The sequence below is a fragment of the Pseudoalteromonas luteoviolacea CPMOR-1 genome (assembly GCF_001625685.1).
GTDB lineage: Bacteria > Pseudomonadota > Gammaproteobacteria > Enterobacterales > Alteromonadaceae > Pseudoalteromonas > Pseudoalteromonas luteoviolacea_K.
Genome location: NZ_AUYC01000021.1, coordinates 86,882 through 113,421, shown reverse-complemented (window position 1 = coordinate 113,421; position 26,540 = coordinate 86,882). Strand labels below are relative to the sequence as shown.

At 42.5% G+C, this 26,540-nt stretch carries 23 protein-coding genes; 7 read left to right on the top strand and 16 right to left on the bottom strand.

Annotated elements, in window-relative coordinates; translation table 11 throughout:
* Positions 1-3 precede the first annotated feature (3 nt).
* The 8 genes from rodA to leuS all read right to left on the bottom strand — a co-directional run bounded on the left by rodA (position 4) and on the right by leuS (position 8,698).
* Complete coding sequence (rodA, locus tag N473_RS08725) at positions 4-1,110, bottom strand: rod shape-determining protein RodA (RefSeq protein ID WP_063367578.1); 1,107 nt, start codon at positions 1,108-1,110, stop codon at positions 4-6.
* A complete protein-coding gene (gene mrdA / locus N473_RS08720; RefSeq protein WP_063367577.1) occupies positions 1,107-2,978 on the bottom strand; it encodes a penicillin-binding protein 2 in 1,872 nt (623 codons plus the stop codon). Before mrdA ends, rodA begins: the two co-directional genes overlap by 4 nt.
* 7 nt (positions 2,979-2,985) lie before the next feature.
* Complete coding sequence (gene rlmH, locus N473_RS08715) at positions 2,986-3,456, bottom strand: 23S rRNA (pseudouridine(1915)-N(3))-methyltransferase RlmH (RefSeq protein WP_063367576.1); 471 nt, start codon at positions 3,454-3,456, stop codon at positions 2,986-2,988.
* 1 nt (position 3,457) lies between these two features.
* Positions 3,458-3,775: a ribosome silencing factor gene (gene rsfS / locus N473_RS08710; protein ID WP_063367575.1), complete on the bottom strand. Its 318-nt coding sequence runs from the start codon at positions 3,773-3,775 to the stop codon at positions 3,458-3,460.
* A gap of 87 nt (positions 3,776-3,862) precedes the next feature.
* Positions 3,863-4,492 (bottom strand): nicotinate-nucleotide adenylyltransferase, encoded by a 630-nt coding sequence (gene nadD, locus N473_RS08705; RefSeq protein WP_063367574.1) that lies wholly within the window; start codon positions 4,490-4,492, stop codon positions 3,863-3,865.
* Positions 4,492-5,550 (bottom strand): DNA polymerase III subunit delta, encoded by a 1,059-nt coding sequence (holA, locus tag N473_RS08700; protein ID WP_063367573.1) that lies wholly within the window; start codon positions 5,548-5,550, stop codon positions 4,492-4,494. Before holA ends, nadD begins: the two co-directional genes overlap by 1 nt.
* The gene (gene lptE / locus N473_RS08695) at positions 5,550-6,110 is read right to left on the bottom strand and encodes an LPS assembly lipoprotein LptE (protein WP_063367572.1); all 561 of its coding nucleotides are present in this window, start codon (positions 6,108-6,110) and stop codon (positions 5,550-5,552) included. Before lptE ends, holA begins: the two co-directional genes overlap by 1 nt.
* Entirely contained in the window at positions 6,110-8,698 is a 2,589-nt protein-coding gene (gene leuS / locus N473_RS08690) for a leucine--tRNA ligase (protein ID WP_063367571.1), read from the bottom strand. The genes lptE and leuS overlap by 1 nt, the downstream gene beginning before the upstream one ends.
* Positions 8,699-9,037: 339 nt before the next feature.
* On the opposite strand from leuS, the gene N473_RS08685 reads away from it, so the two are divergent.
* The 4 genes from N473_RS08685 (at position 9,038) to N473_RS08670 (ending at position 12,879) form a co-directional block, all read left to right on the top strand.
* Positions 9,038-9,496 carry a zinc ribbon-containing protein gene (locus N473_RS08685; protein WP_063367570.1) on the top strand — a complete coding sequence of 153 codons (459 nt, stop codon included), beginning with the start codon at positions 9,038-9,040 and terminating at the stop codon, positions 9,494-9,496.
* A gap of 46 nt (positions 9,497-9,542) precedes the next feature.
* Complete coding sequence (locus tag N473_RS08680; RefSeq protein ID WP_063367569.1) at positions 9,543-11,963, top strand: Lon protease family protein; 2,421 nt, start codon at positions 9,543-9,545, stop codon at positions 11,961-11,963.
* Between the two features lie 2 nt (positions 11,964-11,965).
* Positions 11,966-12,445, top strand: coding sequence for an FKBP-type peptidyl-prolyl cis-trans isomerase (locus tag N473_RS08675; protein WP_063367568.1), 480 nt, complete (start codon positions 11,966-11,968; stop codon positions 12,443-12,445).
* Between the two features lie 104 nt (positions 12,446-12,549).
* A complete protein-coding gene (locus tag N473_RS08670) occupies positions 12,550-12,879 on the top strand; it encodes a hypothetical protein (RefSeq protein ID WP_063367567.1) in 330 nt (109 codons plus the stop codon).
* Between the two features lie 39 nt (positions 12,880-12,918).
* Here the strand turns inward: N473_RS08670 and N473_RS08665 are convergent, their stop codons facing one another.
* Complete coding sequence (locus tag N473_RS08665) at positions 12,919-13,542, bottom strand: TIGR04211 family SH3 domain-containing protein (RefSeq protein WP_063367566.1); 624 nt, start codon at positions 13,540-13,542, stop codon at positions 12,919-12,921.
* Between the two features lie 343 nt (positions 13,543-13,885).
* On the opposite strand from N473_RS08665, the gene N473_RS08660 reads away from it, so the two are divergent.
* Together N473_RS08660 and N473_RS08655 are read left to right on the top strand one after the other, a co-directional pair.
* Positions 13,886-15,403 (top strand): CYTH and CHAD domain-containing protein, encoded by a 1,518-nt coding sequence (locus tag N473_RS08660; protein WP_063367614.1) that lies wholly within the window; start codon positions 13,886-13,888, stop codon positions 15,401-15,403.
* Between the two features lie 268 nt (positions 15,404-15,671).
* Positions 15,672-16,517: an HDOD domain-containing protein gene (locus tag N473_RS08655; RefSeq protein WP_063367565.1), complete on the top strand. Its 846-nt coding sequence runs from the start codon at positions 15,672-15,674 to the stop codon at positions 16,515-16,517.
* A gap of 38 nt (positions 16,518-16,555) precedes the next feature.
* On the opposite strand, the gene metK is transcribed toward N473_RS08655, so the two are convergent.
* Positions 16,556-17,707: a methionine adenosyltransferase gene (gene metK, locus N473_RS08650; protein ID WP_063367564.1), complete on the bottom strand. Its 1,152-nt coding sequence runs from the start codon at positions 17,705-17,707 to the stop codon at positions 16,556-16,558.
* Between the two features lie 261 nt (positions 17,708-17,968).
* Between metK and tkt the strand changes: the two genes are divergently transcribed.
* Positions 17,969-19,960, top strand: coding sequence for a transketolase (tkt, locus tag N473_RS08645; protein ID WP_063367563.1), 1,992 nt, complete (start codon positions 17,969-17,971; stop codon positions 19,958-19,960).
* Between the two features lie 162 nt (positions 19,961-20,122).
* Here the strand turns inward: tkt and N473_RS08640 are convergent, their stop codons facing one another.
* The 6 genes from N473_RS08640 to surA form a co-directional block, all read right to left on the bottom strand.
* Complete coding sequence (locus tag N473_RS08640) at positions 20,123-22,138, bottom strand: methyl-accepting chemotaxis protein (RefSeq protein WP_063367562.1); 2,016 nt, start codon at positions 22,136-22,138, stop codon at positions 20,123-20,125.
* A gap of 115 nt (positions 22,139-22,253) precedes the next feature.
* Positions 22,254-23,054: a symmetrical bis(5'-nucleosyl)-tetraphosphatase gene (locus N473_RS08635; protein WP_063367561.1), complete on the bottom strand. Its 801-nt coding sequence runs from the start codon at positions 23,052-23,054 to the stop codon at positions 22,254-22,256.
* A 7-nt stretch (positions 23,055-23,061) separates the two neighbouring features.
* On the bottom strand, positions 23,062-23,451 hold the full coding sequence (apaG, locus tag N473_RS08630; RefSeq protein WP_063367560.1) for a Co2+/Mg2+ efflux protein ApaG: 390 nt from the start codon (positions 23,449-23,451) through the stop codon (positions 23,062-23,064).
* A complete protein-coding gene (gene rsmA / locus N473_RS08625; protein ID WP_039611581.1) occupies positions 23,435-24,241 on the bottom strand; it encodes a 16S rRNA (adenine(1518)-N(6)/adenine(1519)-N(6))-dimethyltransferase RsmA in 807 nt (268 codons plus the stop codon). Before rsmA ends, apaG begins: the two co-directional genes overlap by 17 nt.
* On the bottom strand, positions 24,238-25,230 hold the full coding sequence (gene pdxA, locus N473_RS08620) for a 4-hydroxythreonine-4-phosphate dehydrogenase PdxA (RefSeq protein WP_063367559.1): 993 nt from the start codon (positions 25,228-25,230) through the stop codon (positions 24,238-24,240). Before pdxA ends, rsmA begins: the two co-directional genes overlap by 4 nt.
* A gap of 11 nt (positions 25,231-25,241) precedes the next feature.
* Positions 25,242-26,534: a peptidylprolyl isomerase SurA gene (gene surA, locus N473_RS08615; protein ID WP_063367558.1), complete on the bottom strand. Its 1,293-nt coding sequence runs from the start codon at positions 26,532-26,534 to the stop codon at positions 25,242-25,244.
* Between the last annotated feature and the right edge of the window lie 6 nt (positions 26,535-26,540).

The window sequence follows — 26,540 nt, the reverse complement described above, 5'->3', positions numbered from 1 at the left end:
AAATTATTTTAGTAGCATTTTTTTATCTGTTGCTATTGCCATAATGATACCGAAACCGGCCATCAGTGTAACCATCGATGTACCGCCATAGCTAATCAAAGGCAATGGAACGCCAACGACAGGTAATAACCCTGAGACCATACCTATGTTGACAAAAATATAGACGAAAAATGTGAGTGTTAAGGCACCTGCAAGTAGTTTGCTAAATGCTTCTTGTGCCTTGACAGCGATGTAAAGGCCTCGGCCTATAATGAATAGATAAACACTCAATAGCATGACGACGCCAAGTAGGCCAAACTCTTCACTGAGGACAGAGAAAATGAAGTCAGTGTGGCGCTCAGGTAAAAACTCGAGTTGAGATTGGGTACCATGCAACCAGCCTTTGCCTTCTATGCCACCAGAGCCAATGGCAATTTTTGATTGGATAATATGGTATCCAGCGCCAAGCGGATCGCTTTCTGGATCCAATAAGGTTAACACCCGTTGCTTTTGGTACTCATGCATAACAAAATGCCACATGGCAAAAGCGCCTGGGATCGCAAGCAGCACACTGGTGCCAATTAACCGCCAGCTGAGACCTGACAAAAATAAGACAAATATCCCAGAGCTTGCAATGAGCAAAGAAGTACCTAGGTCCGGTTGTTTTTGAATTAAGATTGTTGGCACAAGTACAATTGCAAATCCAATAATGATATGCAGTATTTTTGGGGGTAATTGTTGGCGTCCTATATACCAAGCAACCATCATTGGTACGCCTAATTTCATGATTTCCGAGGGTTGGAATCGAGTGATCCCAATATCTAACCAGCGCTTAGCACCATTGATGGTGATGCCAAAAAAGAATACGCATATCAGCATGATTAGACCAACCGTATATAACGGGAAAACAAGTCTTTTTAGTGTGTTAGGCGAAATTTGAGCCATGACAACCAGTGCAATAACAGCACCTAACATACGTGTTGCATGGCGAGCCATCATATCCATATTTTGGCCGCTTGCGCTGTAAACTACAGCCAAACTGCCTGCCATCATGATCAACAAGGCGGCAAATAGAGGAAAGTCGATATGAATACGCTGCCAAAAAGAGCGACGCTGTCTTAATTGATTCATTTACCCTCCGTATGGCTTGGGTAAGTTTCGAAATAATAGTCCATCAGCTTTCGTGCAATTGGTGCGGCAATGGTTGATCCACCGCCTTGGTTTTCTACAATAACGGTCACCACGATGCGAGGGTCGTTGTAAGGTGCAAATCCGACATAAATACCGTTATCCCGATGCTTTTCTTTGAGGCTTTCAGCATCGTATTTCTCGCCTTGAGCAATACTCACAATTTGGGCTGTGCCTGTTTTTCCGGCAGGGTCGTAAGTGGCACCTAAAAATGCCTTATGTGCAGTACCTCGGGCTTTTTTTACCGTGTTATGCATGGCATCTAAAGCGATTTTCCAATGATGTGGGTTCTTTAACACCACAGGTGGTTTTTCTTCGGTGTACATTTGTTCTACATCATTGTCTTGCTTTGCGACTTGCACGAGGTGGGGAGGACGATGTATTCCTTTATTGACTAAAATAGAAACTGCATTAGTAATTTGCATTGGCGTCGCTGTCCAATAACCTTGGCCAATGCCTACAGAAATCGTGTCTCCAGGCCACCACGATTCTTTAAATCGCTGGCGCTTCCACTCGGTTGTCGGCATGATTGCTGGTGTTTCTTCATGGATATCAATGCCTGAAAGATCACCAAAGCCGAATTGGCTCATAAAGTTACTAATTTTTGTGATCCCGAGTTTGTAAGCGGTTTCGTAAAAATAGGTGTCACAAGATTGCTCAATTGCTTCATACACATCTACGTGTCCGTGTCCCCACCGGAGCCAGTCACGCCACCGGTGTTCGACATTTGGAATTTGAAAAAAACCGGGATCCCATATTTTAGTGTCTTCTTTAACAACCCCTTCTTCTAAAGCCAAAATTGCAAGGTGAGGCTTAACCGTTGATGCAGGTGCATATCGCCCCTGAGTTGCTCGGTTTATTAATGGCCTATCGGGGTTAAGTAATGCTCGATAATCTTTACTACTGATCCCATGTACAAACAAATTAGGGTCGTAGCTGGGGTTTGAATAAAGGGCTAATATCCCGCCGTCTTTCGGGTCCATAACGACAATAGCACCACGGACTCCTTCGAGTACTTCTTGTGCAATTTTTTGTAAGCCAATATCTAAAGTGAGTACCAGATCCTCACCAGGTTTAGGGTGCTCAATACTGAGTGAGCGAATGATCCGCCCGCGGTTGTTCACCTCTACACGTTGCGATCCCACTTGACCGTGTAAGCGTTGTTCATAGAATTTTTCAATCCCCAACTTGCCAAAGTCATGTGTAGCGCGATAGTTTTTAGCTTGTCCTTGAGATTCAAGTTCACTGAGTTCTTTTTTGTTAAGGCGAGAGACGTATCCTAAAGCGTGAGTGAGTGCATCGCCATAGGGGTAATGTCTAGCAAGCCTTGCTTCCACACTGAAACCAGGGAATCGGTGTTGGTTGACTGAGAAAATAGCAACCTCTTGCTCATTCAGCCGGGCTTTAAGCACTTGGCTTTTAAAGCGCCTTGAACGACGATTACTCTTTTTGACGGTATTTTTTTGTGCATCAGTAACGCTGATTATTTCACTTATTAATTCAAGCGACTTGTCGAGGTCATCCACCTGCTCGGGGATCACCTCAAGATTATAAACTGGCCTATTCTCGGCTAGTAGCACCCCGTTTCTGTCGTAAATTAGCCCCCGATTGGGCGCAATTGGAATAACTTTGATACGATTATCATTCGAACGAGTTTGATACGTTTCGTGTTTCTCAACCTGTAACGTGTAGATATTGTTGAGCAGTACACCAATGAGAATGACGACAAAAACAAAGCCAACAAACGCGCGGCGCGCAAACAAATTGGCTTCAGCGCTGTGGTCGCGGATCGTTGGCCGGTTTTTTATCATGGAATAATTATTCTCTGTGGTAAGGGTGGTTGTTGTTTAAGCTCCAGCCGCGATATAGGCTTTCAGCTACGACAATTCTGACCAGCGGGTGCGGCAAAGTGAGGTTTGACAATGACCACTTTTGCTCTGATGCGGCGATGCATTCTGGTGCAAGGCCCTCAGGTCCACCGATAAGTAAGCTGACATCACGGCCATCAAGTTGCCATTTTTCCATGTTACTTGCTAATTGGTGCGTATCCCAAGGCTTACCTGTTACTTCAAGCGTCACGATTCGGTTTCCCTTGGGAATTGCGGCGAGGGTTTTTTCACCCTCTTGTTGCAAGATCCGCTTGATATCAGCATTTTTACCGCGCTTACCCGCGGTAATTTCGATCAGCTCTAATGGCATATCTTTGGGGAAACGTCTTTGGTATTCTTTAAACCCAGTTTCTACCCAAGCTGGCATTTTTGTACCAACCGCAATTAACTGAATTTTCACGTTAGCCCCAAAGCTTTTCTAAATCGTAAAAGTCGCGAGTTTGATCTTGCATCACGTGTACAACCACATCTCCTAAATCGACCAGTACCCATTCACCAGCATCTTGACCTTCGTGTCCTAGAGGTGTTTCGCCTGCGTGGCGTGCTTCTTTTGCAACATGATCAGCAATAGATTGTACATGACGCTTAGAATTACCAGAGCAAATGACTAGATAGTCTGTGATTGATGATGTTTCACGTACATCCAATTTAACAATGTCACGCGCTTTCATATCGTCGACTTTATCTAACGCAAAGTCTAAAAGTTGTTTTGAATCCAAATCAGAATCTCTTTACTGTGTACACTTCAATTAGGGACGCAATTCTAACATGATTTTGTGCAGAATTCCCAAGCCGATTAGCGACAGCTAAAGTGCGTACAACTTATTGTTATTGATATAGGCTAAGACTGGTTTTGGCAGCCAAGGTTCAACGGTTTTACCAGATTTTATGGCTTGGCGAATTTGGCTTGACGCTGCACAAAAAGCTCTGCCTGTCAAAAAGTAACACTTGCCAGCGGGTGTCTGATGTAAATCGTCGGGTGAAGTGGTTTTTGAATGTGCTAAATAGGTTTCTAGTTGCGTGCAAGGGGCATATTTATCTCCAGGCCTTGCGTAAACTACCACATGGCATAGCTGTGTGATAGTTTGCCATTGGTACCAAGTACTAAGGCCATTAAAAGAGTCCATGCCCATTAAGAACGCGATGGGCTGTTCTGGGTATTCAGCTCGGAGTTCTTTGAGTGTGAGTACAGTAAATGAGGGCTCAGTGCGCTTGATTTCTCGGCTATCAATATGAAACTTTGGTTCATCTTGCGTGGCTAATTCTAACATTGCAATGCGATGTTCTGTAGAAATGCTAGGTCCCTTTTTATGAACTGGTGTTGCATTAGGCATAAAAGCCAATGAGCTCAAAGAGAGCTCATCTAAGCAATGAGTCGCCATATTGAGGTGTCCGAGGTGGATCGGGTCAAATGTACCGCCAAATAATGCAATCATCAGTAGACACCGCCAAGTTGATTATTGTCATCTGAATAAGGCATTGAGAAGGTGACGGGCTGGCAGAAGCTTAGCGCAATGTGTGCCAAGCCCTGAAACGGTGCGTTTAGGGCATTACTTTTATACGCTGAATCAAATTGCCCCAACAACATTATGATATTTTCTAACTGAGATATTGGCAGTCTATCCAAGGCTTGCTGTGTTGGTTGCTGTTGATTTTTCCAGACATTGAACTGCTTGAATAACTGGCCGATAGGTTGCCCTTGTACAAGCGCACGCTTCATATTTAAAAGTGTTTGAGCTTGATTTTGCAGGGTCCACGCAACACTCGTCGGTTCGATATTATCGGTCGCGAGCTTATTTAGTACTTTGATAATGTACTTGGGGTTCCCTTTTAGAAGGCCTTCATTCAAATCGAAAATATCAAATTTTGCTTGATTGAGTAGGCCGCCCATCACTTGTTGTTGATCTATGAGTGTGTCTTTATAGAGCAAAGAGAGCTTTTCTAGCTCTTGATAGGTGGCAAGTAGGTTGCCTTCTGTGGCTAATAATAAACTGCGTTTAGCATCACTTTTTAAATTAACTTTTAGACGTTTACACTCCTCATCAAGCCACTTTTCAAGGTGAAAGCCTGTCAAAGGGTAGCAGGGCACAAACAAGCCATTTTTATCTAGTGCTTTGAACCAGGCGGAACGCTGAATATCTTGACCTGCTTTCGCGCCTTTGATGATCAAAATGACATCGGGGTTTATATTGGCTGCAATTTCTTTAAGGATATTTACGCCTTGCGTTGGTGGCTTTTGCTGGTTTAAATCCAGCTCAATGACCGTTCGGGCGCTAAATAAAGACATGCTATTGTATTGGGCAATTATTTCCTGCCAATCAAAGCCAGGTAGCAAGGCGAACTTTATCGTCTCGTCAAAGCCCTGTTTTTTGGCTACTTGACGGATAGTGAGTACACAATTACCTTCTTGAAATGGCTCTTCACCAAAAACAAGGTAGAAAGGGTGCAGGCCTTTACTTAGCTGACCTGCTAATTGATTTGCATAACAGCGCATTAGAGTTGTGACAATTCGCGAATAATTCTTTTAGTGGCTAACTTGCGCATTTCCGTCAAAATAATTTCTAGTTCTTTAGACTTGGCAAGCGAGTTGGTTGGATCATCTTGATAGTTTCGATAGAGTTCAAAGCTTTGTTCAATGGGATCCTGATCTGGACGTGCAAGGCGATATGACACTTTATATGCAAGCTCATATTGTGCAACCTGACCATTTTGAAAGAGGCTTAGAGTTTGCCTGTTCAATTCATCTTGGTATAGATGAAGTTCGGCTGTGAACTTGGTATTTTGAGCATCAATTTGATCGTTGAGTGTCACTTTTGAACGTTGCAGCTCATACTTTAATTGCTCGTATAACGCAGACTTTTGATCATCTCCTGTTAAATGCAGTACTCTTAAATCTTCAGGAATATAGGAAGCTTGTTTGAGGTGAAAACCACAGCCTGTGACAGCAAAACAGACTAGCAAAATTGCCAGTCCGTTTTTAATGTCTGCAAGCGAGCGAACAGCGGAGCCAAATTGACCCGCTGTTGAAATGACTTGCTGAACAAAGCCAATCATTAGTTTGCAACCACATTAAGTAGCTTGCCAGGTACATAAATTACTTTACGGATGGTTTTTCCGTCAGTGAATTTAGTCACGTTTTCTTCGGCAAATGCAATCGCTTCAACTTGTTCCTGAGTTGCATCAGCAGCTACGGTTAGCTTGGCGCGGAGTTTACCGTTAACTTGAACAACGATAAGCTTTTCATCTTCAACCAACGCACTCTGGTCGACGACAGGCCAAGACGCATCTAATACATCTCCGTCATGTCCAAGCTGCTGCCATAACTCGTGACACATATGAGGCGTAATTGGCGCAAGCATAATAATCATTGCATTGAGTGCTTCGTTCGCAAGTGCAATATCTTGCTCGTTCTCAAGTGGCGCTTTAAGTAGCTTGTTTGATAATTCCATGATTGCAGCAATTGCAGTATTGAATGTTTGACGACGCTCAACATCGTCAGAAACTTTTGCAATGGCTTTATGAACCTCACGGCGAAGTGCTTTCTGGTTGCCAGATAGCTTGCTGAGATCTAAGTTTGCGTGACCCGCACTTTTCACGTCAACCGCATATTTCCATACACGACGAAGGAAACGCTGTGCACCTTCAACACCAGAGTCAGACCATTCAAGTGTTTGTTCAGGCGGCGCTGTAAACATCATAAATAAGCGAACAGTATCTGCACCGTACTGCTTAATTACAGTTTGTGGGTCAATACCATTGTTCTTAGACTTAGACATTTTCCCCATGCCCGCAGACATGACAGGTTCACCATCATCTTTGTGCCATGCTTTGATGATACGGCCTTTGTCGTCTTTCTCCGTTTCTACATCGAGGGGAGAAATCCAAATGTCACCGCCTTTTTCATCTTTGCGGTAATATGTATCAGCCAGCACCATGCCTTGGCATAGTAGACGCTCAAATGGCTCGTCAGAGTTTACTAATCCGAAATCTCTGAGTAGCTTGTGGAAGAAACGAGAGTAAAGCAGGTGCAATATTGCGTGCTCAATACCACCAATATATTGGTTAACAGGTAACCAGTAGTTTGCAGCCCCCGGCTCTAACATGCCTTCATCGTAACGTGGACTACAATAACGCGCATAGTACCAAGAAGATTCCATGAAAGTATCAAATGTATCTGTTTCATGGAATACTTGCTCACCATTCACCGTTGCTTTTGCCCACTCAGGATCGGCTTTGATCGGTGACGTTACACCATCCATAACAACATCTTCAGGTAAGCGAACTGGCAGCATATCCTCAGTGGCAGCAAGCTCAGAGCCATCTTCTTTATTTAGCATCGGGATTGGAGAACCCCAGTAACGCTGACGGCTCACTCCCCAGTCACGAAGACGGAAGTTCACTTTGCGCTGACCAGCGCCAATGCCCTCTAGTTTTTCAGCGATGGCATCGAACGCCGCTTGAAATTCTAGACCGTCAAATTCGCCAGAATTGATTAGCACGCCTTTCTCAGTGAATGCTTCTTTCGCTAAATCAGCTGATTGTTCAGCATCTGCAGCAGGGCTTATGACTTGCTTAATTTCAAGGCCGTAAGCAGTTGCAAATTCATAGTCGCGTTGATCATGACCAGGTACAGCCATAACTGCACCCGAACCGTAATCCATCAATACAAAGTTCGCAATCCAGATAGGGACTTCCTGACCTGTTAATGGATGAATAGCAGTAAAGCCCGTTGCAATACCTTTTTTATCCATAGTCGCTAAATCTGCTTCAGCCACTTTGGTGTTTTTACACTCATCAACAAATGCAGCAACAGCTTCGTTATTTTGCGCCGCTTCTAAAGCAATTGGATGACCAGCAGCAACAGCAACATACGTGACACCCATAAAGGTATCAGGACGTGTTGTATAAACAGTAAAGCTTTCGTTGTTATCAGCACGCTTAAAGTCGATCTCTAAACCTTCAGAGCGTCCGATCCAGTTGCGCTGCATGGTTTTAACTTGTTCTGGCCAATGATCAAGCTTATCTAGATCGTCAAGTAGTTCTTGTGCATAATCAGTAATTTTGATGAACCACTGAGGAATTTCTTTTTGTTCTACAAGTGCGCCTGAACGCCAACCGCGACCATCGATAACCTGCTCATTCGCAAGGACTGTTTGGTCAACTGGATCCCAGTTTACGGTAGACATTTTCTTGTATACTAGGCCTTTTTCATACAGCTTGGTGAAGAACCATTGTTCCCACTTGTAGTATTCAGGGTGACAAGTCGCGATTTCGCGGTCCCAGTCATATCCGAAGCCTAATTGCTTTAACTGGCCACGCATGTAGTCAATGTTTTCATACGTCCATTTTGCTGGTGCAGTATTGTTTTTGATAGCCGCGTTTTCAGCTGGTAGACCGAATGCATCCCATCCCATAGGCTGCATGACATTTTTGCCTTGCAAGCGCTGGAAGCGCGACACAACATCACCGATTGTATAGTTACGGACATGACCCATGTGGAGTTTACCACTTGGGTAAGGGAACATAGACAAGCAGTAGTATTTTTCTTTGCTTTCGTCTTCGACGACTTTAAATGTTTTGTTTTCTTCCCAATAGGATTGAACCTTGGGTTCGATTTCTTGTGGGTTGTATTGCTCTTGCATTGACGTTTCCAGACTTCTTGCAAACTGATTGTAAAATTGGTCAATAGCATACCCGAAAACTGAGCTTGATCACAGCGTCTGATAAGCATTTTCAGCTGATAAATGTGATTTTTGTTGATTTCGTTTGGTTCAATTATCAGCACTCTAAATAGTTAATTAACTAAGGCTCAATGGCCCTTTTTGAACGGTGCTCTATACTTGGCTTATACGGTAATAGTATCCAACACGTGTTGTGATGACTTCATAAATCAATCGTTTCAGCAGTTTGTCAGTATCTACTTCAGGTTTATATGAAGAGCATGCCAAAAACTTGCGCAGTGTAGTTGGGTAGGAGGCGACATGGCAGATTATCAACAATGGCTAAGTGACTTTTCTAAGTGGTGCAAAGACGTAAAAGAGCATGAGCTTAAAAAGTTGATGGATGATTTTTTGCAGGAAGAAGAAAAGTGGCGACAGTTTGGGAAAAATAAACTCAGTGACTATCGGCACTATTTTAAGCGTGATTTACAGCATATTTCAGAGTTTCAGGATCACTATGAGGGGGTTGCATGGGAAGAATTCAAAGAGTCTGTTTTATACGAGCTGGCTTATTTAGAAGATAGAACGCAGCTTGAGTGGCATGCACTGATGAGTGATTTTGCGCATGATGGTGTTTATAAAGAGGGTGAATGGATAGCTTTGGGGCAATTAGTGTGTAAGAATTGCGGCAATAAAATCGATGTTTATCACTCTATTAAAATAAAAGCTTGCAGCGAATGTGGACATGATACGTTTTCAAGAAAAGCGCTCACGCCTTAGCCACCGTGCTTTAATTTTTCTAAGGTGAACAATAAAGAAATCAGGAATGACTAAAACAATTAAGCCACTGAGTTCGGAGCAATTGGCTCCGACAGTCTCTTTGCAGCATATACATTCATGTATGCAAAACCCTTATCCAGAGTCTTTGCCTTTTATCGGTCAGCAACGCGCACAGAGTGCGCTTGATTTTGCACTTGGTATGGAACTCCCCGGTTATAATGTTTTTGTAATGGGTGAAGCGGCCACAGGGCGCTTTACTATGGTCAAAGATAAACTAGAAGCACATAGCAAGACGCGGCCAACACCCAAAGAGTGGCTTTACGTCAACAATTATGATGACCACCGAGAGCCAATAACGATGTTTATGCAACCCGGAGAAAGCCGTCAGCTTGCAGATGACATTGACGCTTTTTTGGACGAGGTTGTGGATACTTTCCCTGCAGCATTTGACAACCCTGGTTATCAGCGCAAGAAAAAGTCTATCGATAGAGAATTTGATAATAAATATAACACAGCGCTCACAGCGGTTGAGCAGTTGGCTATACAAAAAAGTGTGGTAATGCTGGAAGAAAATGGTGCGGTTAGTTTTGTACCTGTAGTGAATGGGAAGCAGCTGGATGATAATGAGTTTAATGCACTCGGCGAGCAAGCCCAGTCTCAATTCTACGACGCGATTGATGATTTAGAGGATGGCTTAATTGAAGCCTTGATAGAGTTGCCTCGCTGGAAAAGAGAATCTTCTGAAAAGCTTAGAAAATTAAAAAAAACCACCATAGAGTTGGCAACCAAGCCATTACTCAAAGCGCTTGAGCATAAGTATGCAAGTCATATCGGCGTTATTCGCTATTTGAAAGATTTACGCGTCGAAATCGTAGAAGCTGTTTTAGATTGGTTGGATGATGATTCTGCCAGTGCTGAAGATCAAAAAGATGATTTTGATGCCAAAGGCATGCTCACTGATTTTTTTGCGCCCAACATTTTAATTGAGTACAAAGAAGGCGCACCAGCGCCTGTTGTGTACGAACCAAACCCAACATTTGGCAATATTTTTGGCAAAATTGAATATGAAAGTGCTCAAGGGTCGTTAATTACCAGCTACCGCTCAATTCAAGCTGGAGCGCTTCATCGTGCCAATGGCGGCTACTTAATTATGGATGCAGATAAAGTATTATCATCGCCGCAAGTGTGGGATGGTTTAAAGTTGTCATTGAAAACGCATCAGATAAAAAACGACCTACCGTTTCAAGACAGCTCAGTAGGTAGCAGCTTTACGCTAAAGCCACAGTTGATCCCCATGGATGTGAAAATCATTTTACTGGGTTCGAGAGATCTCTATTACACTATCAGTGAATACGATGAAGAATTTGGTGAGCTGTTCCGAGTGTTAGCTGATTTTGATTATTACTTACCTTCCAGTGATAGATTGCAATATCAATTCGTCAGCAAAGTCCAAGAATATTGTGAACAAACACTCAACTGCGGATTAACAGCGGAGGGTTTAGTCAGGTTATTAAAGTTTAGTTATCGCCAAGCAGAACACAGAAGTAAGTTATCGGCGCGCTTTGCGGATGTGTTAGAGCTTGTTGCTGAAGCAAGTTATTATGCAAAGCAAGATAATGAAGAGACCATTGATGAGCATCACATCAACGAAGCCTTGTTAGGAAAGCAATATCGTACAGGTCAACTTAGCGAAAATATGCTCAGTGACATTGAAGAGGGGCATACGCTTATTGCGACTCAGGGAGAGGCTGTAGGCAAGGTTAATGGATTAACGGTTTTGCATATCGGTGATACCGCTTTTGGTACGCCTGCAAGAATAACGGCGACTGTATATGCAGGCTCCGACGGGGTGATTGATGTTGAACGAGAAGCTGAATTAGGAAAATCGATTCACTCAAAAGGGGTTATGTTGCTTACCGGCTATTTAGGCAATAAATACGCTCAGCAATTTAGTTTAACATTGAGCGCAAATATCGCTATTGAACAAAGTTATGGTTATATAGATGGTGATAGTGCGTCCTTGGCAGAACTATGCGGTTTAATCTCTGCTATCACGCAATTACCGATATCCCAGTCATTGGCCTTAACGGGGTCGATAAATCAACATGGTGAAGTACAAGCCGTAGGTGGAGTGAATGAAAAAGTAGAGGGCTTTTTTAAGCTTTGCAAAATGCGCGGTCTAACAGGCAAGCAGGGGGTAATTGTCCCACATTCAAATTTGATTAATTTGGTGCTAGCAGATGATGTAGTTCATGCGATTGAAAACAAAAAGTTTCATTTATACGCGGTCAAAAGTGTTGATGAAGCACTTGAGCTTCTGATGGATGTTGCTGCTGGTGAGGCAACGAATAATGGCGCGTATCCGGAAGGTACAATCAATCATTTAGCACTTAAACGACTTGAACAAATTGCACAAGTTGTGAACGGTGAAGAAAAAGAAGCATCAGAAGACACTGAACAGGAGTAGTTATGTCAGTCACAAGTATCGCGATAACCATAGTAGCCCTTGGTTTAGCTTGGTTTATCTATACTGGTAATCAGAAACAAAAGCAGAACGCACAAATAAATCGACATGATGCAGAGGTATTTTTAGCCTCAAATGCGCAGAAAGATGGCGTGATCACGACCGAAAGTGGTTTGCAATATGAGATATTAGAAAAGGGCGAAGGGACTACTTTTCCTTCGATGAGTGATAGTGTCCGTGTGCATTATCACGGCACTTTACTCAGTGGAGCTGTTTTTGACAGTTCTGTCGATCGTGGGCAAGCGATAAGCTTTACTCCCCAACAGGTAATAGAAGGGTGGAAAGAGGCATTACAGCTTATGGTTGTGGGTGACAAATTCAAACTTTATATTCATCCTGATCTAGGGTACGGAAATAGGTCGGCAGGCAAGATCAGTGCAGGTTCGTTATTAATTTTTGAAGTCGAGCTGCTCAGTATTCAGTAAAAATCGGTGACACATAGTGTTGAGTATTTGTTAATTTTAACTTGCAATTTCTTTTGTTTGTGATTTAAATGGGAACAGGTATCGTCATGGCAAGGAGGTGATACTTGACATATCTGTTCCTGATTATCAGTAGCTTTGGTGGAGCTTTATTATGCAGAAGATTGAGTAACAACAAATTAATGACAATAGAACGTTACTTGAATTCGACTTATCCAAGCTTTTACCAAAAATTGTTGCTAGATAGATTTGATATCGGTCAGCAAGCTTCATTTGCATACAATCTAGTTGATCGTTCTTCTGCGAGGGAGATAAACAGTTTAGATGATGCAAAGCTCAAAGAGCATATGTTCGAGTTATTTGTAGCTGATATTGGCACGGTATTTTTTTCAGTAGGCTGCGTACTGTTTTTATCTATCATGGTACTAGATGTTTAAAATAAACCCACTTTGGTTGGCAAAGTGGGTTTTTATTATTTAGCTCCAGCCATCATATCTTTTTCTGCGCGATAAAAATAAAGTCAAGATAACACCTAGGAGAAGCCCTGATAGCGCAATACCTCCCCCGTAGGCGAGCAATTTATGTTGTTCTTCTTTAACTTGATTTTGAGTTGACTCAGTTTGCTGTCGAAGTTGTGTGTTCAGATCTTGAATGGTTTTCTGTAATTCAATATTTTGAGACTCTAATAGTGCGTAATCGTTTTGTAGATTAGGGACTGACGCTTTTAGATCGCCAAGTTGACGTTCTGCTTCTGCAAGAGATTCATTTAACTGATTAACCTGTCGTTTTAATCCAGGTTCCGCAGTGACGAATTGAGACTCAACCCAACCGATTCTATTTTTGTTATCAACAATTCGTACAAAATTATTGTCTTGATCATTGGTTATTTCTATTGGGGTACCAGCTTCAATAGAGCCTAAAATGCGATAGTTTTTCCCAGGGCCTGAATGTATAAATAAGTAGAGGTTATCAACAATAAAACCGTTAGGTGTGTTTTGTTGTGCCGTTTGTTCTTGAGGGGCGTCCAGATTGTCCTCCTCTGCATGAAGCGCAATAGGAGCAAAAACAAATAAAAGTGGCAATGCGAGGCGTTTAATCATTCTCGAGCCCTTATTTTTTTAAGGTTTATATGAATTTATGAAAATAGTATGGCTTTAAAAAGCGCTTGGCAAGGGATTAACGTATGATCATGTTTTTTTATTTCTTTATATGCATCAAGGCATAGATAGTCTTGTTTCGAACATATGCACTTGGATGTACCTAAAGGATATAAATATCACCGTGCTGGTGGCCATCAGAGTCATGACCAAGTTTGATCTATTAAGTATACAAGTTGAGGTAATTTGTGTTCATTTTCCCTCTGATTATGGTAAAAAGATTGCAAAATTAGGTGTCTTTGTATATTTTGAACGTTCTCATATTATAAAGGTAACCTACCCCCTAATGGACACTGAAATAGAACTGAAGTTTTTGGTTTCAGATAACGAAGTTCCGCTTATTCCGGCATTGATCACACAGTTTGCAAAGCGGGTTAATAACAAGCCGGCAAAAAATTTAGAAAATGCATATTACGATACGCCAAGTAGAGAGTTAAGAGCTTTAGATATTGGGCTACGCACACGTTGCCAAGACGATGACTGTGAGCAAACAATCAAGCTCTCCGGGGAAGTGCTTGGGGGTCTTCATCAACGACCAGAATATAACCTACCTTTAAAAACAAGAAAGCCAGACATTTTTGCGTTTGATTCGAGCATTTGGCCAATGGGTATGCGACTTGAATCAATCGCTGAAAATTTATTCCCAATATTTAGTACGAACTTTATTAGAAGAACTTGGCTGATTGAGACTGAATCGGGCAGTTTAATTGAAGTGGTTCTGGATAAAGGCGAAGTATCGGCAAGCGGCAAGTCTGAAACGATTTCTGAACTAGAGATAGAGCTTGTCGAAGGAGATCGTGTTGATTTATTTTTGTTGGCAGAGCAACTTGTTGCACAAATTGGTGTAAGACTAGGGTTTTACTCAAAAGCGGCTAGAGGGTATCGCTTAGCTGATGATAAGCCGTTGAAATCGAATAAAGAAATTGGGTTTGTACCATTATCTAGCGAGATGAATCAAGAGCAAGCGTTTATAAAAACAATCAATTATGCGATTGCGCTGGTTCAAAAACATGAACAATGCTACGTCAATGAGCCAAGTTTAAAAACGCTAAAACGAATCATAGATGGAGTACGCTTAATTAAGCACGCTTTTTGGTTATTTGAAGAGTTTGTCGCAAGAGAAACCACAGATAGCTTGCGTAAAGAGCTAAAGTGGCTATTAGAGGAACTGGATTGGGTAGAGAGCGCCATCTATCTAAAGACTTACACGTCTAAACGTCACGCTTATTATAAACGTATTCACGGTGCACCTGAGCTATCTCAAGTGATTGATGACCTGAAAAGTGTCCAGCCAACTAAAACTGATTTAGAAGATTTGTTCCACTGTCCACGGTACAACAAGCTGTTGTTGTCATTAACGCGTTGGCTGATGGAAAAAAGCTGGCGACAGCAGTGGGATCAAAATGCGATAAAGTCTGCGCAGAGTAGTGTGCGTTCGATGGCTAAAAAAACGTTTGACTTAGAGTGGAAAAAGCTTAAATCCATGTTCCCACACAAAAGTTCAATGTCTCTCGAGCAGTATGTACACACCCGCTCAAGCATTGAAGAGATGTTGTTAAGTGGTAGTTGTTTAGGCGAACTATTTGATGAAGAGTTAAGGCTGAGTTTTAGAGCGCCTTGGATGGATATTCTCTCAGGCATTTATGAACTGGAAACATTGCATTACTTACAACAGCTATGTGATGGGCAAGAGGCACAACCGCTCTCTGATATTTTAGTCTGGTTGCAACAAAAATCTGACTTTTTGATCAGTGCGATGGATCAGAGCCGAGATGCGTCTATTAATTGTGAACCTTACTGGTAAAACCTAGGGTTCAATTTGCTTCGTTTAGGGCACACTCTAGTGCCCTGATACCTTTTTTGTCTAAAACGGACCATGGTAAAAGAGTTTATTAATGACAGACCAAGCCTGTTAGTTGATTGCTTTTCATCACGCACTTTAACTTACCTCATTATACTCAACACTGTCTTTGAGTGTATCCAAATTGATAACTATTAGAGATTATTAAATAGTCGCGACAGGTCAAAATTCATCTACTACACTAAAATCAAAGCCACCACGTGGGTGACCTATGATAGATATTGATGACAAAGTTTTAGCAGATTTAAGGTCAGGCTTTAGCCTACCTGCCAAGCCAGAAATCTTACAAAGCCTTCAAGATGAATTAAATAGAGATGAACCTGAATTAAACCGGGTGGCTGCCATTATTACAGAAGATGTAGCCACATCTGCTGCAGTATTGAAAGTTATCAATTCCCCTGCCTATGGTATGTCTAGAACGGTCACAGATATTAAACAGGCTGTGATGTTTTTGGGCATGAATTGTATTACTCAGGTTGTAACAGGGCATTTGCTAAAAAGTGCATTTGCACAAGACGACTGCTGTATTTCTTTGCAGCGTTTTTGGGATAGTGCGTCTGATATTTCACAGGTCGCGATGCTCATCGGAAAAAAAGTAAATCCAGCAATTCCAGTTGAAGACTTGCAATTACTTGGCCTATTTCATGATGCGGGTGTTCCTGCCATGGCGATGCGTTTTCAAGATTATAATGATGTGCTGATGCGTGCAGCGCAGCGGCCAGAGCACCCATTGATAGAATATGAAGCACAACAGTATCCAACAAATCACACGGTTGTAGGGTACTATTTGGCTAGCTCTTGGCATTTACCTAAAAGAGTATGCCAAATTATTTTACGACATCATGATCCGCTGTTTTTTCAAGACAATGATTCTGATGTTGAAAAAAGAATTATGGCGACTTTGAAACTGGCGGAAAATTTTTGCTTTGAAATTAAGAATTTTAGAAGCTGTGCAGATTGGCATGCTTTTAAAGACGATGTGATGCTTGCTCTAGACTTGAGTGACGATGACTACACCGATGTAAAAGAAGATGTTGAAGAGTTTTTGATAGGTTAAAAAAGGCGCATATAGCGCCTTTTCATAATACCGGATACTTATACGCCAGCTGCAGCTTTAAGTGCTTCAGCTTTATCAGTTTTTTCCCACGGGAATTCTTCACGACCGAAGTGGCCATATGCCGCTGTAGGTTGATAAATTGGACGCTCAAGATCAAGCATAGTGATCAAGCCATATGGGCGTAGGTCGAAGTGCTCACGAACAAGCTCGATTAAACGTGCTTCGTCAACTTTACCTGTACCAAATGTATCAATGCTGATAGACGTTGGCTCTGCAACACCGATTGCATAAGAAACTTGGATCTCACACTTATCAGCAAGACCAGCGGCTACAATGTTCTTAGCCACGTAACGACCTGCGTAAGCCGCTGAACGGTCAACTTTAGATGGATCTTTACCAGAGAAAGCACCACCACCGTGTCTCGCCATACCACCGTATGTATCAACGATGATTTTACGACCTGTAAGGCCACAGTCACCCATTGGGCCACCAATTACGAAACGACCAGTTGGGTTGATGAAAAACTTAGTGGCTTCAGTGATCAGCTCTTTTGGTAGAGTTGGCTTAATGATGGTTTCCATTACTGCTTCAACCAAATCATCTTGAGATACTGAATCACAATGTTGAGTAGAAAGAACTACTGCATCGATGCCAACTGGTTGTCCATTTTCATATGCAAAAGTTACCTGTGATTTTGCATCTGGACGAAGCCAAGGAAGTGTGCCGTCTTTACGAACTTCAGCTTGACGCTGAACTAAACGATGAGAATATGTAATTGGTGCAGGCATTAAAACATCAGTTTCATTACATGCATAACCGAACATCAGACCTTGGTCACCAGCGCCTTGCTCTTCAGGACGAGAACGGTCTACACCTTGGTTGATATCAGGAGACTGTTTACCAATTGTATTTAAGATTGCACAAGAGTCAGCATCAAAACCCATATCTGAATGCGTGTAACCAATTTCACGAACGGTTTTACGCGTAAGTTCTTCGATATCTACCCAAGCGCTTGTGGTTACTTCACCACCAACCATGACCATGCCTGTTTTTACATAGGTTTCGCACGCAACACGTGCTTTAGGGTCTTGCTCAAGAATTGCATCTAATACTGCGTCTGAAATTTGATCCGCAATTTTATCCGGATGGCCTTCAGACACTGACTCTGAAGTAAATAAGTGTTTCGCCATTATTATATACTCACAAAAAGTGCGCTTCGCGAACATGCGTAAAACAGCGCTGGAAAATTTAGAAGAGATATTCTAACTAAAACATGAATGTATGCATAGTTTTTTTACGCCTAGACGTCTATTTTTAATTACTTGCATTTTCTGCATTAAAAACAAGGTGAATTTATAACTTTTATTGTGATTTTAATTGCAGTGGTAATTTTATTAGGTAAGAATGGGCCTTTAAAACACCCGTGCAAACACTTAAAGGTAGGAGAATCCATGCCATCTCGCAAAGAACTTGCAAACGCAATTCGCGTTCTATCCATGGACGCTGTACAAAAGGCTAAATCAGGCCACCCAGGGGCACCCATGGGCATGGCAGACATCGCAGAGGTACTTTGGCGCGATTATTTAAAGCACAATCCGAACAATCCAGAGTGGGTAGATAGAGACAGATTTGTATTATCAAATGGTCACGGCTCAATGTTAATTTATTCTTTATTACATTTGAGTGGCTATGACTTATCGATTGATGATTTGAAAAATTTCCGTCAAATGCACTCAAAAACGCCAGGTCACCCTGAGTATGGTTATGCACCAGGTATTGAGACAACGACGGGTCCTTTAGGCCAAGGCATCACTAATGCTGTTGGTATGGCTATCGCTGAAAAGGCGTTAGCAGCTCAGTTTAACCGTGACGAATACGATATTGTTAATCACTACACCTATGCATTTTTAGGTGATGGTTGTTTGATGGAAGGTATTTCTCATGAGGCATGCTCTCTTGCAGGTACATTAGGCCTAGGTAAATTGATCGCGTTTTGGGATGACAATGGCATCTCAATTGATGGTGAAGTGGAAGGCTGGTTTAGTGACGATACACCAAAACGCTTTGAAGCGTATGGCTGGCACGTTATTCCTGCTGTTGATGGCCATGATAGCGAAGCAATTGCCGCAGCCATCGAAGCTGCGCGTGCAGAAACGGGTAAACCAACTCTGATTTGTTGTAAAACAGTGATTGGCTATGGTTCTCCGAACAAATCAGGTAGCCATGATTGTCACGGTGCGCCGTTAGGTGATGATGAAATTAAAGCTGCGCGTGAGTTCCTTGGTTGGAAGCACGATGCATTCGAAATCCCTGAAGATATTTATGCAAAATGGGATGGTGCGGCACACGGGCAGCAAATCCAAAGCGAGTGGTTAGTTAAGTTCACTGAATACCAGATGCATTACCCTGAGCTTGCGGCCGAGTTTGAGCGTCGCACAAAGGGTGAACTACCTGCGAATTGGACTGAGCAAACAGAAGCATACATTGCACAATTACAGGCGAATCCTGCTAATCCTGCAACACGTAAAGCGTCACAAAATGCGCTTAACGCTTTCGGTCCAATTTTACCTGAGTTTATGGGTGGTTCAGCGGACCTTGCTGGTTCAAACTTGACGCTTTGGGAAGGCTCAAAAGGGTTAACTGCAGATGATGCATCAGGTAACTACATCTTCTATGGTGTACGTGAATTTGGTATGTCTGCGATCATGAATGGTATTACGTTGCACAAAGGTTTTATCCCATACGGTGCGACCTTCCTAATGTTTATGGAATATGCTCGTAACGCGGTGCGTATGGCTGCGCTCATGAAGCAACCAAGTATTTTCGTTTACACCCATGATTCTATTGGCTTAGGTGAAGATGGCCCGACACACCAGCCTGTAGAGCAGCTTGCAAATATGCGTATGACACCTAACTTAGTTAGCTGGCGTCCATGTGACCAGGTCGAGTCAGCAGTGTCTTGGCAGCAAGCCGTGGAGCGCAAGGATGGCCCTACATCACTCGTATTTACTCGCCAAGGTTTGGCTCAGCAACCTCGTACTGAAGAGCAGGTTGCGGCCATTAAACGTGGTGGTTATATTTTAAGTTGTGATACAAATCCTGAGGTTATTCTTATTGCAACAGGTTCAGAAGTTCAGCTAGCTGTGGAAGCGGCAGAACAGCTGCGCCAAGAAGGTAAAAAGGTACGCGTAGTATCTATGCCATCTACAGATGTATTTGATGCACAATCGGCTGAATACAAAGAATCAGTATTGCCTTCGTCAGTGACACGTCGTGTTGCAATTGAAGCGGGTATTGAAGACTTCTGGTTTAAGTATGTTGGTTTAAATGGTGCGATTGTAGGTATGAGCACATTTGGTGAGTCTGCACCTGCAGGTGAGCTATTCAAGCATTTTGGCTTTACAGTAGAAAATATCGTCGCAAAATCGAAAGCATTATTTTAATAATGATATGACTTAAAAAACCGCCTTAATGGGCGGTTTTTTTTATTCTTTTATCACGTCGAAGATTAATTTGTTGCAACTATTTCAATTAAAAAGCCCAGAACTAAAGTGTTCTGGGCTTTTTCTATAAAAAAATTTTTAATTTATCACGTTTTAAGTTGGCTAAACTTTAAATTGTGAGACAGACTGTCTCAATTCTTCAGCTAATTTAGCAACTTCTGAACTGGATATCGTCGTTTGATTTGCTCCTTCCGCTGTTTGTTCTGCGATGGTGACAATTGACTCTAATCGTTCACTGATTTCTTGTGATACTTGTTGTTGCTCATTTGCTGCTGTCGCAATTTCCTCACTGACATCGTGTGCTCTTGATACGGCATCGGTAATAGAGTTAAGTGCTTCGTTAGCGATATCACTTTGCGCAACACACGATTCGGCTTGTTGTTGGCCTTTTGACATGGCTGTGACCGCTTCTTCTGCACCGGCTTGCAGTGACTCAATCATTGACTGAATTTCTTGTGTGGACTCTTGTGTTTTACTTGCCAAAGAGCGAACTTCATCGGCAACCACTGCAAATCCTCGGCCTTGTTCACCGGCACGAGCAGCTTCAATTGCAGCATTTAAAGCGAGTAGGTTAGTTTGTTCTGCAATGCCACGTATGACATCTAAAATCCCACCGATCGCAGAGCTGTCATGGTGCAGTTTGTTGATAACGGTAGAAACTTCTTCCACTTCATGCGCCAGTTGCTCAATCGTTCTTTTATTGTCGTGGGAAATCCCTTTAACACGTTCCGCTTCTTGGTCTGCGTTTTTAATTTCGTCAAGTGCTTGATGAGCACTATTACTTACACCATGAGCTGTGCTGCTCATTTCAGTGGTTGCAGTAGCAGCTTGTTCCACTTGTGACTGCTGACTTTTTATCGCCTGGCTCGACTCTGAGGTGATTGCAGAAGTCTGTTCTGAAGCTGCTGCTAATTGAGTAGAGCGTGAGACAATACCGGTTATCAACTCTTTTAAGCTGGTGATCAGGGTATTACAACTTTGTGCTAATTCTCCAAACTCATCTTTGGCTGAGGCATCAAGAGAGTGTGTCATATCACCTCTAGCCACAATATCAAGTACACGGTTAACTTCCGCAAGAGGCTTAGTAATACGGCTCACGGTGAAGTAGGCGATACCAATGGCCAGTAAAGTGGCAGCAATCATGCCGGTCCATGTTGCGATATTGGCTGATGATACATCTTCAGTCACTTCATTTTGAATTTCAAATGCCAGCTGTTTGGACTGCGCTACTAGCTCACCCAATTGTGCAAGTGCCTTTTCGGTTGCTTTCTCTGCGCTGTTCAGCTCATTCTGAGTATTTATACGTGCGGTGATCAAGCGTTGGCGGTTGTTTACAATACTGTCACTGCCTTGAAGTTGCTCTTTGAGTGCGCTGAAGTATGAGTCTAGATCATTGAGTAGATCTTCATCTAGCTGAGCTACAGTGTCGCGCATTAATTCAAGGTTGCGGTCGACATCTTCAAATATATAGCTTTGTTCTTTTTTGACAATATCTAACGTGCTTGCATCATTAATTGTCAGGATATCTGCACTGCTTGTTGCCAACGAGCCAAATGAGTTTTCTAGCTTATTTGCAGCTTGGTATGCGCGTGCATTTAATGATTCAAAGCCATCTAAATCTAAGATATCTAGCACCACGGTTGCGGCGTCCTCAGCGGCTATTTCAGCTTCCTCCAATTGTGAAACGAGCTGCTTATTTAGGCTCAACTCCAATGATTTATCAGCGAATAGTGATGTAACCGACTTAGAGAATGTATCAAAGCTCTCTGCGACGTCTTGGCTACTCCCGGATAGCGTTGGGTCATTTTGAACTGTTTGATTAAGTGCTGAATAGCTTTGCTCAAACGCTTTTTGTCGGGTGTTAAAAGCGGACTTGAGGCTGCTTAAATCACTGCTTGATTGAGTGTAAAAGCTAGCTTGAGCGAGTTTGCTCATTTGCGTAAACTCAATTTGCAAAGCTGCGCTTCTATCTAACGCAGGAAGAGACAAATTATTGACCAATTGGGTGGAACTATCGATATTTGCGATCCTGAGCAGTGAGTTCACACCGATAGATAATAAGAGTAGGGTAATTATTATAAAGCCACCCCAAATACGTTGGCTAACGGTTAAATTCATACAAACATACCATCAAGTTAAAGCAGTACAACCACTTATCGGATTTATTGCGCATTAGTTAAGTATTTTATAGCAGATGTGAATATAAAATTCAGTAAAAACGGATAGGTTTTGACTAATTGCTGGTTATTTGTTCGTTTGTAGACAAATTAAGCAAGGTCATTGGACCACCCCATACGCAACCTGTATCCAAAGCGACTACATGATTGAGACTTGTTTTCCCTTGTAGTGCTGCCCAATGCCCGAATATGAAACGTGTGCGACTTGTTTTAAAGCGTGGGTGCGTAAACCAAGGCTGTAGTAATTCACCTTTATTAACTTCCCCTTTATTGTCAAAATCTAATTGCCAGTGCTCTGTTAAAAAACGCATTCTGGTAAATACATTTACAATAGTATTGAATTTAAGTTGCGGGTCGGATGGGGGTAAATCGATAGCTGGGTTCTTACCATACATCTTTGAAAGGTAATCTGCAGCCATAGGGCCTTGATAGTAAGACTGAGCCCAGTTAGATAATTCGATCGCGTGTTCAATACTCCAGTAAGGGTGTATGCCTGCATGTGATATAAAACTATCGAATTCTGGAAGGTAAGTACACAGAGGCTGCGATTGTAAAAAATTGATATAATCGGGTAATGTTGCGCTTGAAAGCAGCGCGTCTAGCTTGTCTTTGGGGTTGGCCGGTTTATTGTTGAGTACTGTAGATAGCAAGTGTAAGTCATGATTACCGAGTGTAACTGTCACAGAACTTTGTAGTGAATAAACATATTCTAGACAAGCTAGAGAGTCTGGTCCTCTTGCTACCAGATCTCCCACTAAATACAAATGATCTCTACTCGGGCTAAAATCTACTTGTGCCAAAAGCTGTTTAAATGGCGTATAGCACCCTTGTAAGTCGCCAACTGCGTAATGAGCCATACCGTTGTCAGTGCAGTATGTCCGGACGATTGAGACGGAACACTCGGATTGGCGCTTTAAACTCAGAACCGAATTCATTACGCATCAAGTAGTAGCCTTCCATCGTGCCCACAGGGGTATCTAAAACTGCACCACTGGTATATTGGTAACTTTCACCGGGTCGAATAGTTGGTTGTTCACCTACTACGCCTTCGCCTTCGACTTCTGTTTCTTTGCCATTTGCGTCTGTGATTAACCAATAACGGCTCTCTAATTTTGCACTACAAAGGCTATGGTTTTTTATAGTAATGGTATAAGCAAACACGTACTTATCTTTTTCAGGCTGAGACTGCGCCTCCACATAAAAAGTCTCAACAGAGACTTTTATCGGGCTTCCTATTTCACTGTTTGTTGTCATAGATCCAGTTAGCAATTTCAATAAATTGAGACAGAGAGATATTTTCCGCACGGAGTGACGGGTCAATACCTAGTTGAGTTATTTCATCCACTGTAAGCAGGTTTGATAAGCTATTACGTAGCGTTTTACGTCGCTGATTAAATGCTTCCAAGCAAACCGTATTCAATACCTTAGTGCTTTTTGCACTGCGCTGTGTTGCGTCTTTTGGTATGAGTCGCACCACCGCTGAGTCTACTTTCGGCGCGGGTTTGAAGCACGTTGGGGGTACTTCAATGACAGGCATAGCATGGCAATAGTATTGTGTCATCACACTTAATCGACCATAAGCTTTGGAACCCGGACCTGCCACCATTCTATTAACCACCTCTTTTTGCAGCATGAAATGCATATGCTCTACGTGGTCTGCAAATTCAAATAGGTGGAACAGTAACGGCGTTGAAACGTTATAGGGTAAATTACCAAAAATTTTTAGCTTTGCTGTTTCACTGACTAGGCTCGCAAAGTCAAATTTCATGGCATCGCCTTGATGTACGTTAAGCTTGCTGCCCATAGTTGGATGTGCAATCAAACGTTCCGCGAGGTCTCTATCCAATTCAACAACCGTTAACTTACCACTAAGTTCAACGACCGGCTCAGTGATAGCACCTAAGCCCGGCCCGATTTCAACGAGGTTGTCATTCGGGGTTGGATCTATGGCCGTAACAATCTTGTCAATAATGTTGTCATCGTTTAAGAAGTTTTGGCCGAATCTTTTGCGGGCGCGGTGGCCCAAATGTACTTTATCTGTCATGAATTCTGTATTTTCTTGCTTGCAAGCTTGATTGCTTCGTGAATTGCTAGTTCAAAACTACCGACTTCCACATCTCCGGATGCAGCAAGATCTAGGGCTGTCCCATGATCAACGGAAGTTCTGATAAAAGGCAATCCCAAAGTTATATTAACTGAGTTACCAAATCCTTTATATTTTAACACAGGTAATCCTTGATCGTGATACATCGCAAGTACAGCGTCTGCATTGTCTAAATACTTTGCTTGGAAAAGCGTGTCAGCAGGGAGAGGTCCAATAAAGTTTTTCCCCTCATTGTTAAGCTTTTCTAGTACTGGTGAGATAGTATCTATTTCTTCGTTACCTAAATGCCCGCCTTCACCTGCATGAGGATTTAACCCACATACTAGAATACGAGGATCTTCCACACCAAATTTCGTTTGTAAATCATGGTATAGAATATTGGCGACTTTTATTAAGCGCTCTTGGGTGATTGCTTTTGATACGTATGCGAGCGGAATATGTGTGGTCGCTAATGCCACACGAAGTCCTGTTGTGGCAAGCATCATAACTACATCAGGTGTATTTGACTGGTGTGCAAAATACTCCGTGTGTCCGCTAAAAGAGATCCCTGCTCTGTTAATGATGCCTTTATGTACAGGGCCTGTAACAACAGCATCAAAAGTGCCGTCCATATTTTTTTCAGAGGCAATACGCAGCGTGTCTAACACATACTGACCATTTTGTTCGTCTAGCTGGCCCGGAACAACATCACACCCTTTATCTACTTGGAGATAATAGAGCTGTTTTGCTGCTGCTGGCTGAACATCTTGTTGCGGATCAAACGCGAGTAATTCTATCTCTAAGCCGAGTTCATTTGCTCTTTGTTCTAAGATGCTTTTGTCCACAACCGCAACAAGCTGAGCAGGCCAGCTCTGTTGCGCCAATTTAATGACTAAATCAGGGCCTATGCCAGCTGGCTCGCCAGGTGTAATCGCTATTCTCAAGCTCATATATGCTCTTCTTATTTACTTTCAAGAACTTCAACGTGAGCTTGCTCTCGCATTTCTCTCATCCATTTGAAGCTTTCTTCTTTGAATTTTCTTCTAAATAGCAGTTGGTGTGCACGGTTCATTTTGGCTTGCTCAGTTTTATCAGCCACGCGCTTATCTAAAAGCTCGACAATGTGCCAACCAAATGTGCTACGAAACGGCTCACTGATTTCATTTTGTTCAAGACCCATCAATGTTTCTCTAAACGCAGGAACATAGGTTGACGGATCAGTCCAATCATATTCTCCACCTTTCAATGCAGAGCCTGGATCTTCCGAGTATTCTTTTGCTAATTCAGCGAAATCAGCTTTGCCTGCTCTCAAGTCTTGTACAAACCCAGCTAGCATGTCACGTGCTTTTTCTTCACTTAAAATAATAGAAGGCTTTAATAAAATGTGTCTAGAGCGCACTTCTACCGTTTCAACAAGCTCACGGCCACGTACATCTTGAACCTTCACTATATGGAAGCCTGCACCGGAGCGCAATGGGCCAACAAGTTCGTCTTTTTTCTTGCCTTTAATGGCTTCGGCAAACAGGGTCGGCATTTCATTGATACCCATCCAGCCCAGCTGACCGCCATCTAATGCATTTGCTCCGCCTGAAGACGCGATAGCGATGCGTTTAAAGTCTTTACCTTCATTTAAAAACTTAATGACATTCTCTGCACGCTCTCTTGCTTCAGCAATTTCTTCAGGGTTTGCTTTACTCTCAATTTTGATCAGAATGTGACCGATGTTATATTCTTCACTTTGTCCGCTTTGCTGCGCTAAAATCTTATTGAGATTCTCGATCTCTTGCGGACTGATATAAATTCGTCTATCGACGGCGCTGCGTTTTACCTGTCCGATCGTAATTTCTTTACGGACTTCTTCTCTATACGCTTGAAAGCTATTACCTGACGCTTCAATTGAGCGTCGTAAATCACTGATTGTACCGCCTTGTTCTTTAGCAATATTCGCAAGCGTCTGATCTAGGTGCGCATCAGAAATTGCGAGACCCATTCTGCTCGCAAGTTGAAGAATAAGGGTCTCATCGATCAATTTATCAGTCGCTTGAATGCGTAGTACTTTATCCGATGGTAACTCAGTACCTTGCTGGTTGGCTTGGTCTTTAACCCGATTTACAATTTGGTCAACTTCACTTTGTAATACCACACCGTCATTTACAGTGGCGATTACTTTGTCAATTTGTATACGTTCAGCAAGTGCAGGCTGGCATAGCGCAGCACTTAAAACGGGAATGAGTAACAGCTTTTTGAAATTCATAAGAGT

Coding starts and splice junctions, on each gene's coding strand:
- metK (WP_063367564.1), bottom strand. CDS start 17,707: ATGGCGAAACACTTATTTACTTCAGAGTCAGTGTCTGAAGGCCATCCG.
- N473_RS08635 (WP_063367561.1), bottom strand. CDS start 23,054: ATGGCTCATTACGCAGTTGGCGACTTACAAGGGTGCTATACGCCATTT.
- N473_RS08640 (WP_063367562.1), bottom strand. CDS start 22,138: ATGAATTTAACCGTTAGCCAACGTATTTGGGGTGGCTTTATAATAATT.
- holA (WP_063367573.1), bottom strand. CDS start 5,550: ATGCGCTGTTATGCAAATCAATTAGCAGGTCAGCTAAGTAAAGGCCTG.
- N473_RS08675 (WP_063367568.1), top strand. CDS start 11,966: ATGTCAGTCACAAGTATCGCGATAACCATAGTAGCCCTTGGTTTAGCT.
- rsmA (WP_039611581.1), bottom strand. CDS start 24,241: ATGACAGATAAAGTACATTTGGGCCACCGCGCCCGCAAAAGATTCGGC.
- tkt (WP_063367563.1), top strand. CDS start 17,969: ATGCCATCTCGCAAAGAACTTGCAAACGCAATTCGCGTTCTATCCATG.
- mrdA (WP_063367577.1), bottom strand. CDS start 2,978: ATGATAAAAAACCGGCCAACGATCCGCGACCACAGCGCTGAAGCCAAT.
- N473_RS08655 (WP_063367565.1), top strand. CDS start 15,672: ATGATAGATATTGATGACAAAGTTTTAGCAGATTTAAGGTCAGGCTTT.
- apaG (WP_063367560.1), bottom strand. CDS start 23,451: ATGACAACAAACAGTGAAATAGGAAGCCCGATAAAAGTCTCTGTTGAG.
- lptE (WP_063367572.1), bottom strand. CDS start 6,110: ATGATTGGCTTTGTTCAGCAAGTCATTTCAACAGCGGGTCAATTTGGC.
- rodA (WP_063367578.1), bottom strand. CDS start 1,110: ATGAATCAATTAAGACAGCGTCGCTCTTTTTGGCAGCGTATTCATATC.
- N473_RS08685 (WP_063367570.1), top strand. CDS start 9,038: ATGGCAGATTATCAACAATGGCTAAGTGACTTTTCTAAGTGGTGCAAA.
- leuS (WP_063367571.1), bottom strand. CDS start 8,698: ATGCAAGAGCAATACAACCCACAAGAAATCGAACCCAAGGTTCAATCC.
- surA (WP_063367558.1), bottom strand. CDS start 26,534: ATGAATTTCAAAAAGCTGTTACTCATTCCCGTTTTAAGTGCTGCGCTA.
- nadD (WP_063367574.1), bottom strand. CDS start 4,492: ATGATTGCATTATTTGGCGGTACATTTGACCCGATCCACCTCGGACAC.
- N473_RS08660 (WP_063367614.1), top strand. CDS start 13,886: ATGGACACTGAAATAGAACTGAAGTTTTTGGTTTCAGATAACGAAGTT.
- pdxA (WP_063367559.1), bottom strand. CDS start 25,230: ATGAGCTTGAGAATAGCGATTACACCTGGCGAGCCAGCTGGCATAGGC.
- N473_RS08665 (WP_063367566.1), bottom strand. CDS start 13,542: ATGATTAAACGCCTCGCATTGCCACTTTTATTTGTTTTTGCTCCTATT.
- N473_RS08680 (WP_063367569.1), top strand. CDS start 9,543: ATGACTAAAACAATTAAGCCACTGAGTTCGGAGCAATTGGCTCCGACA.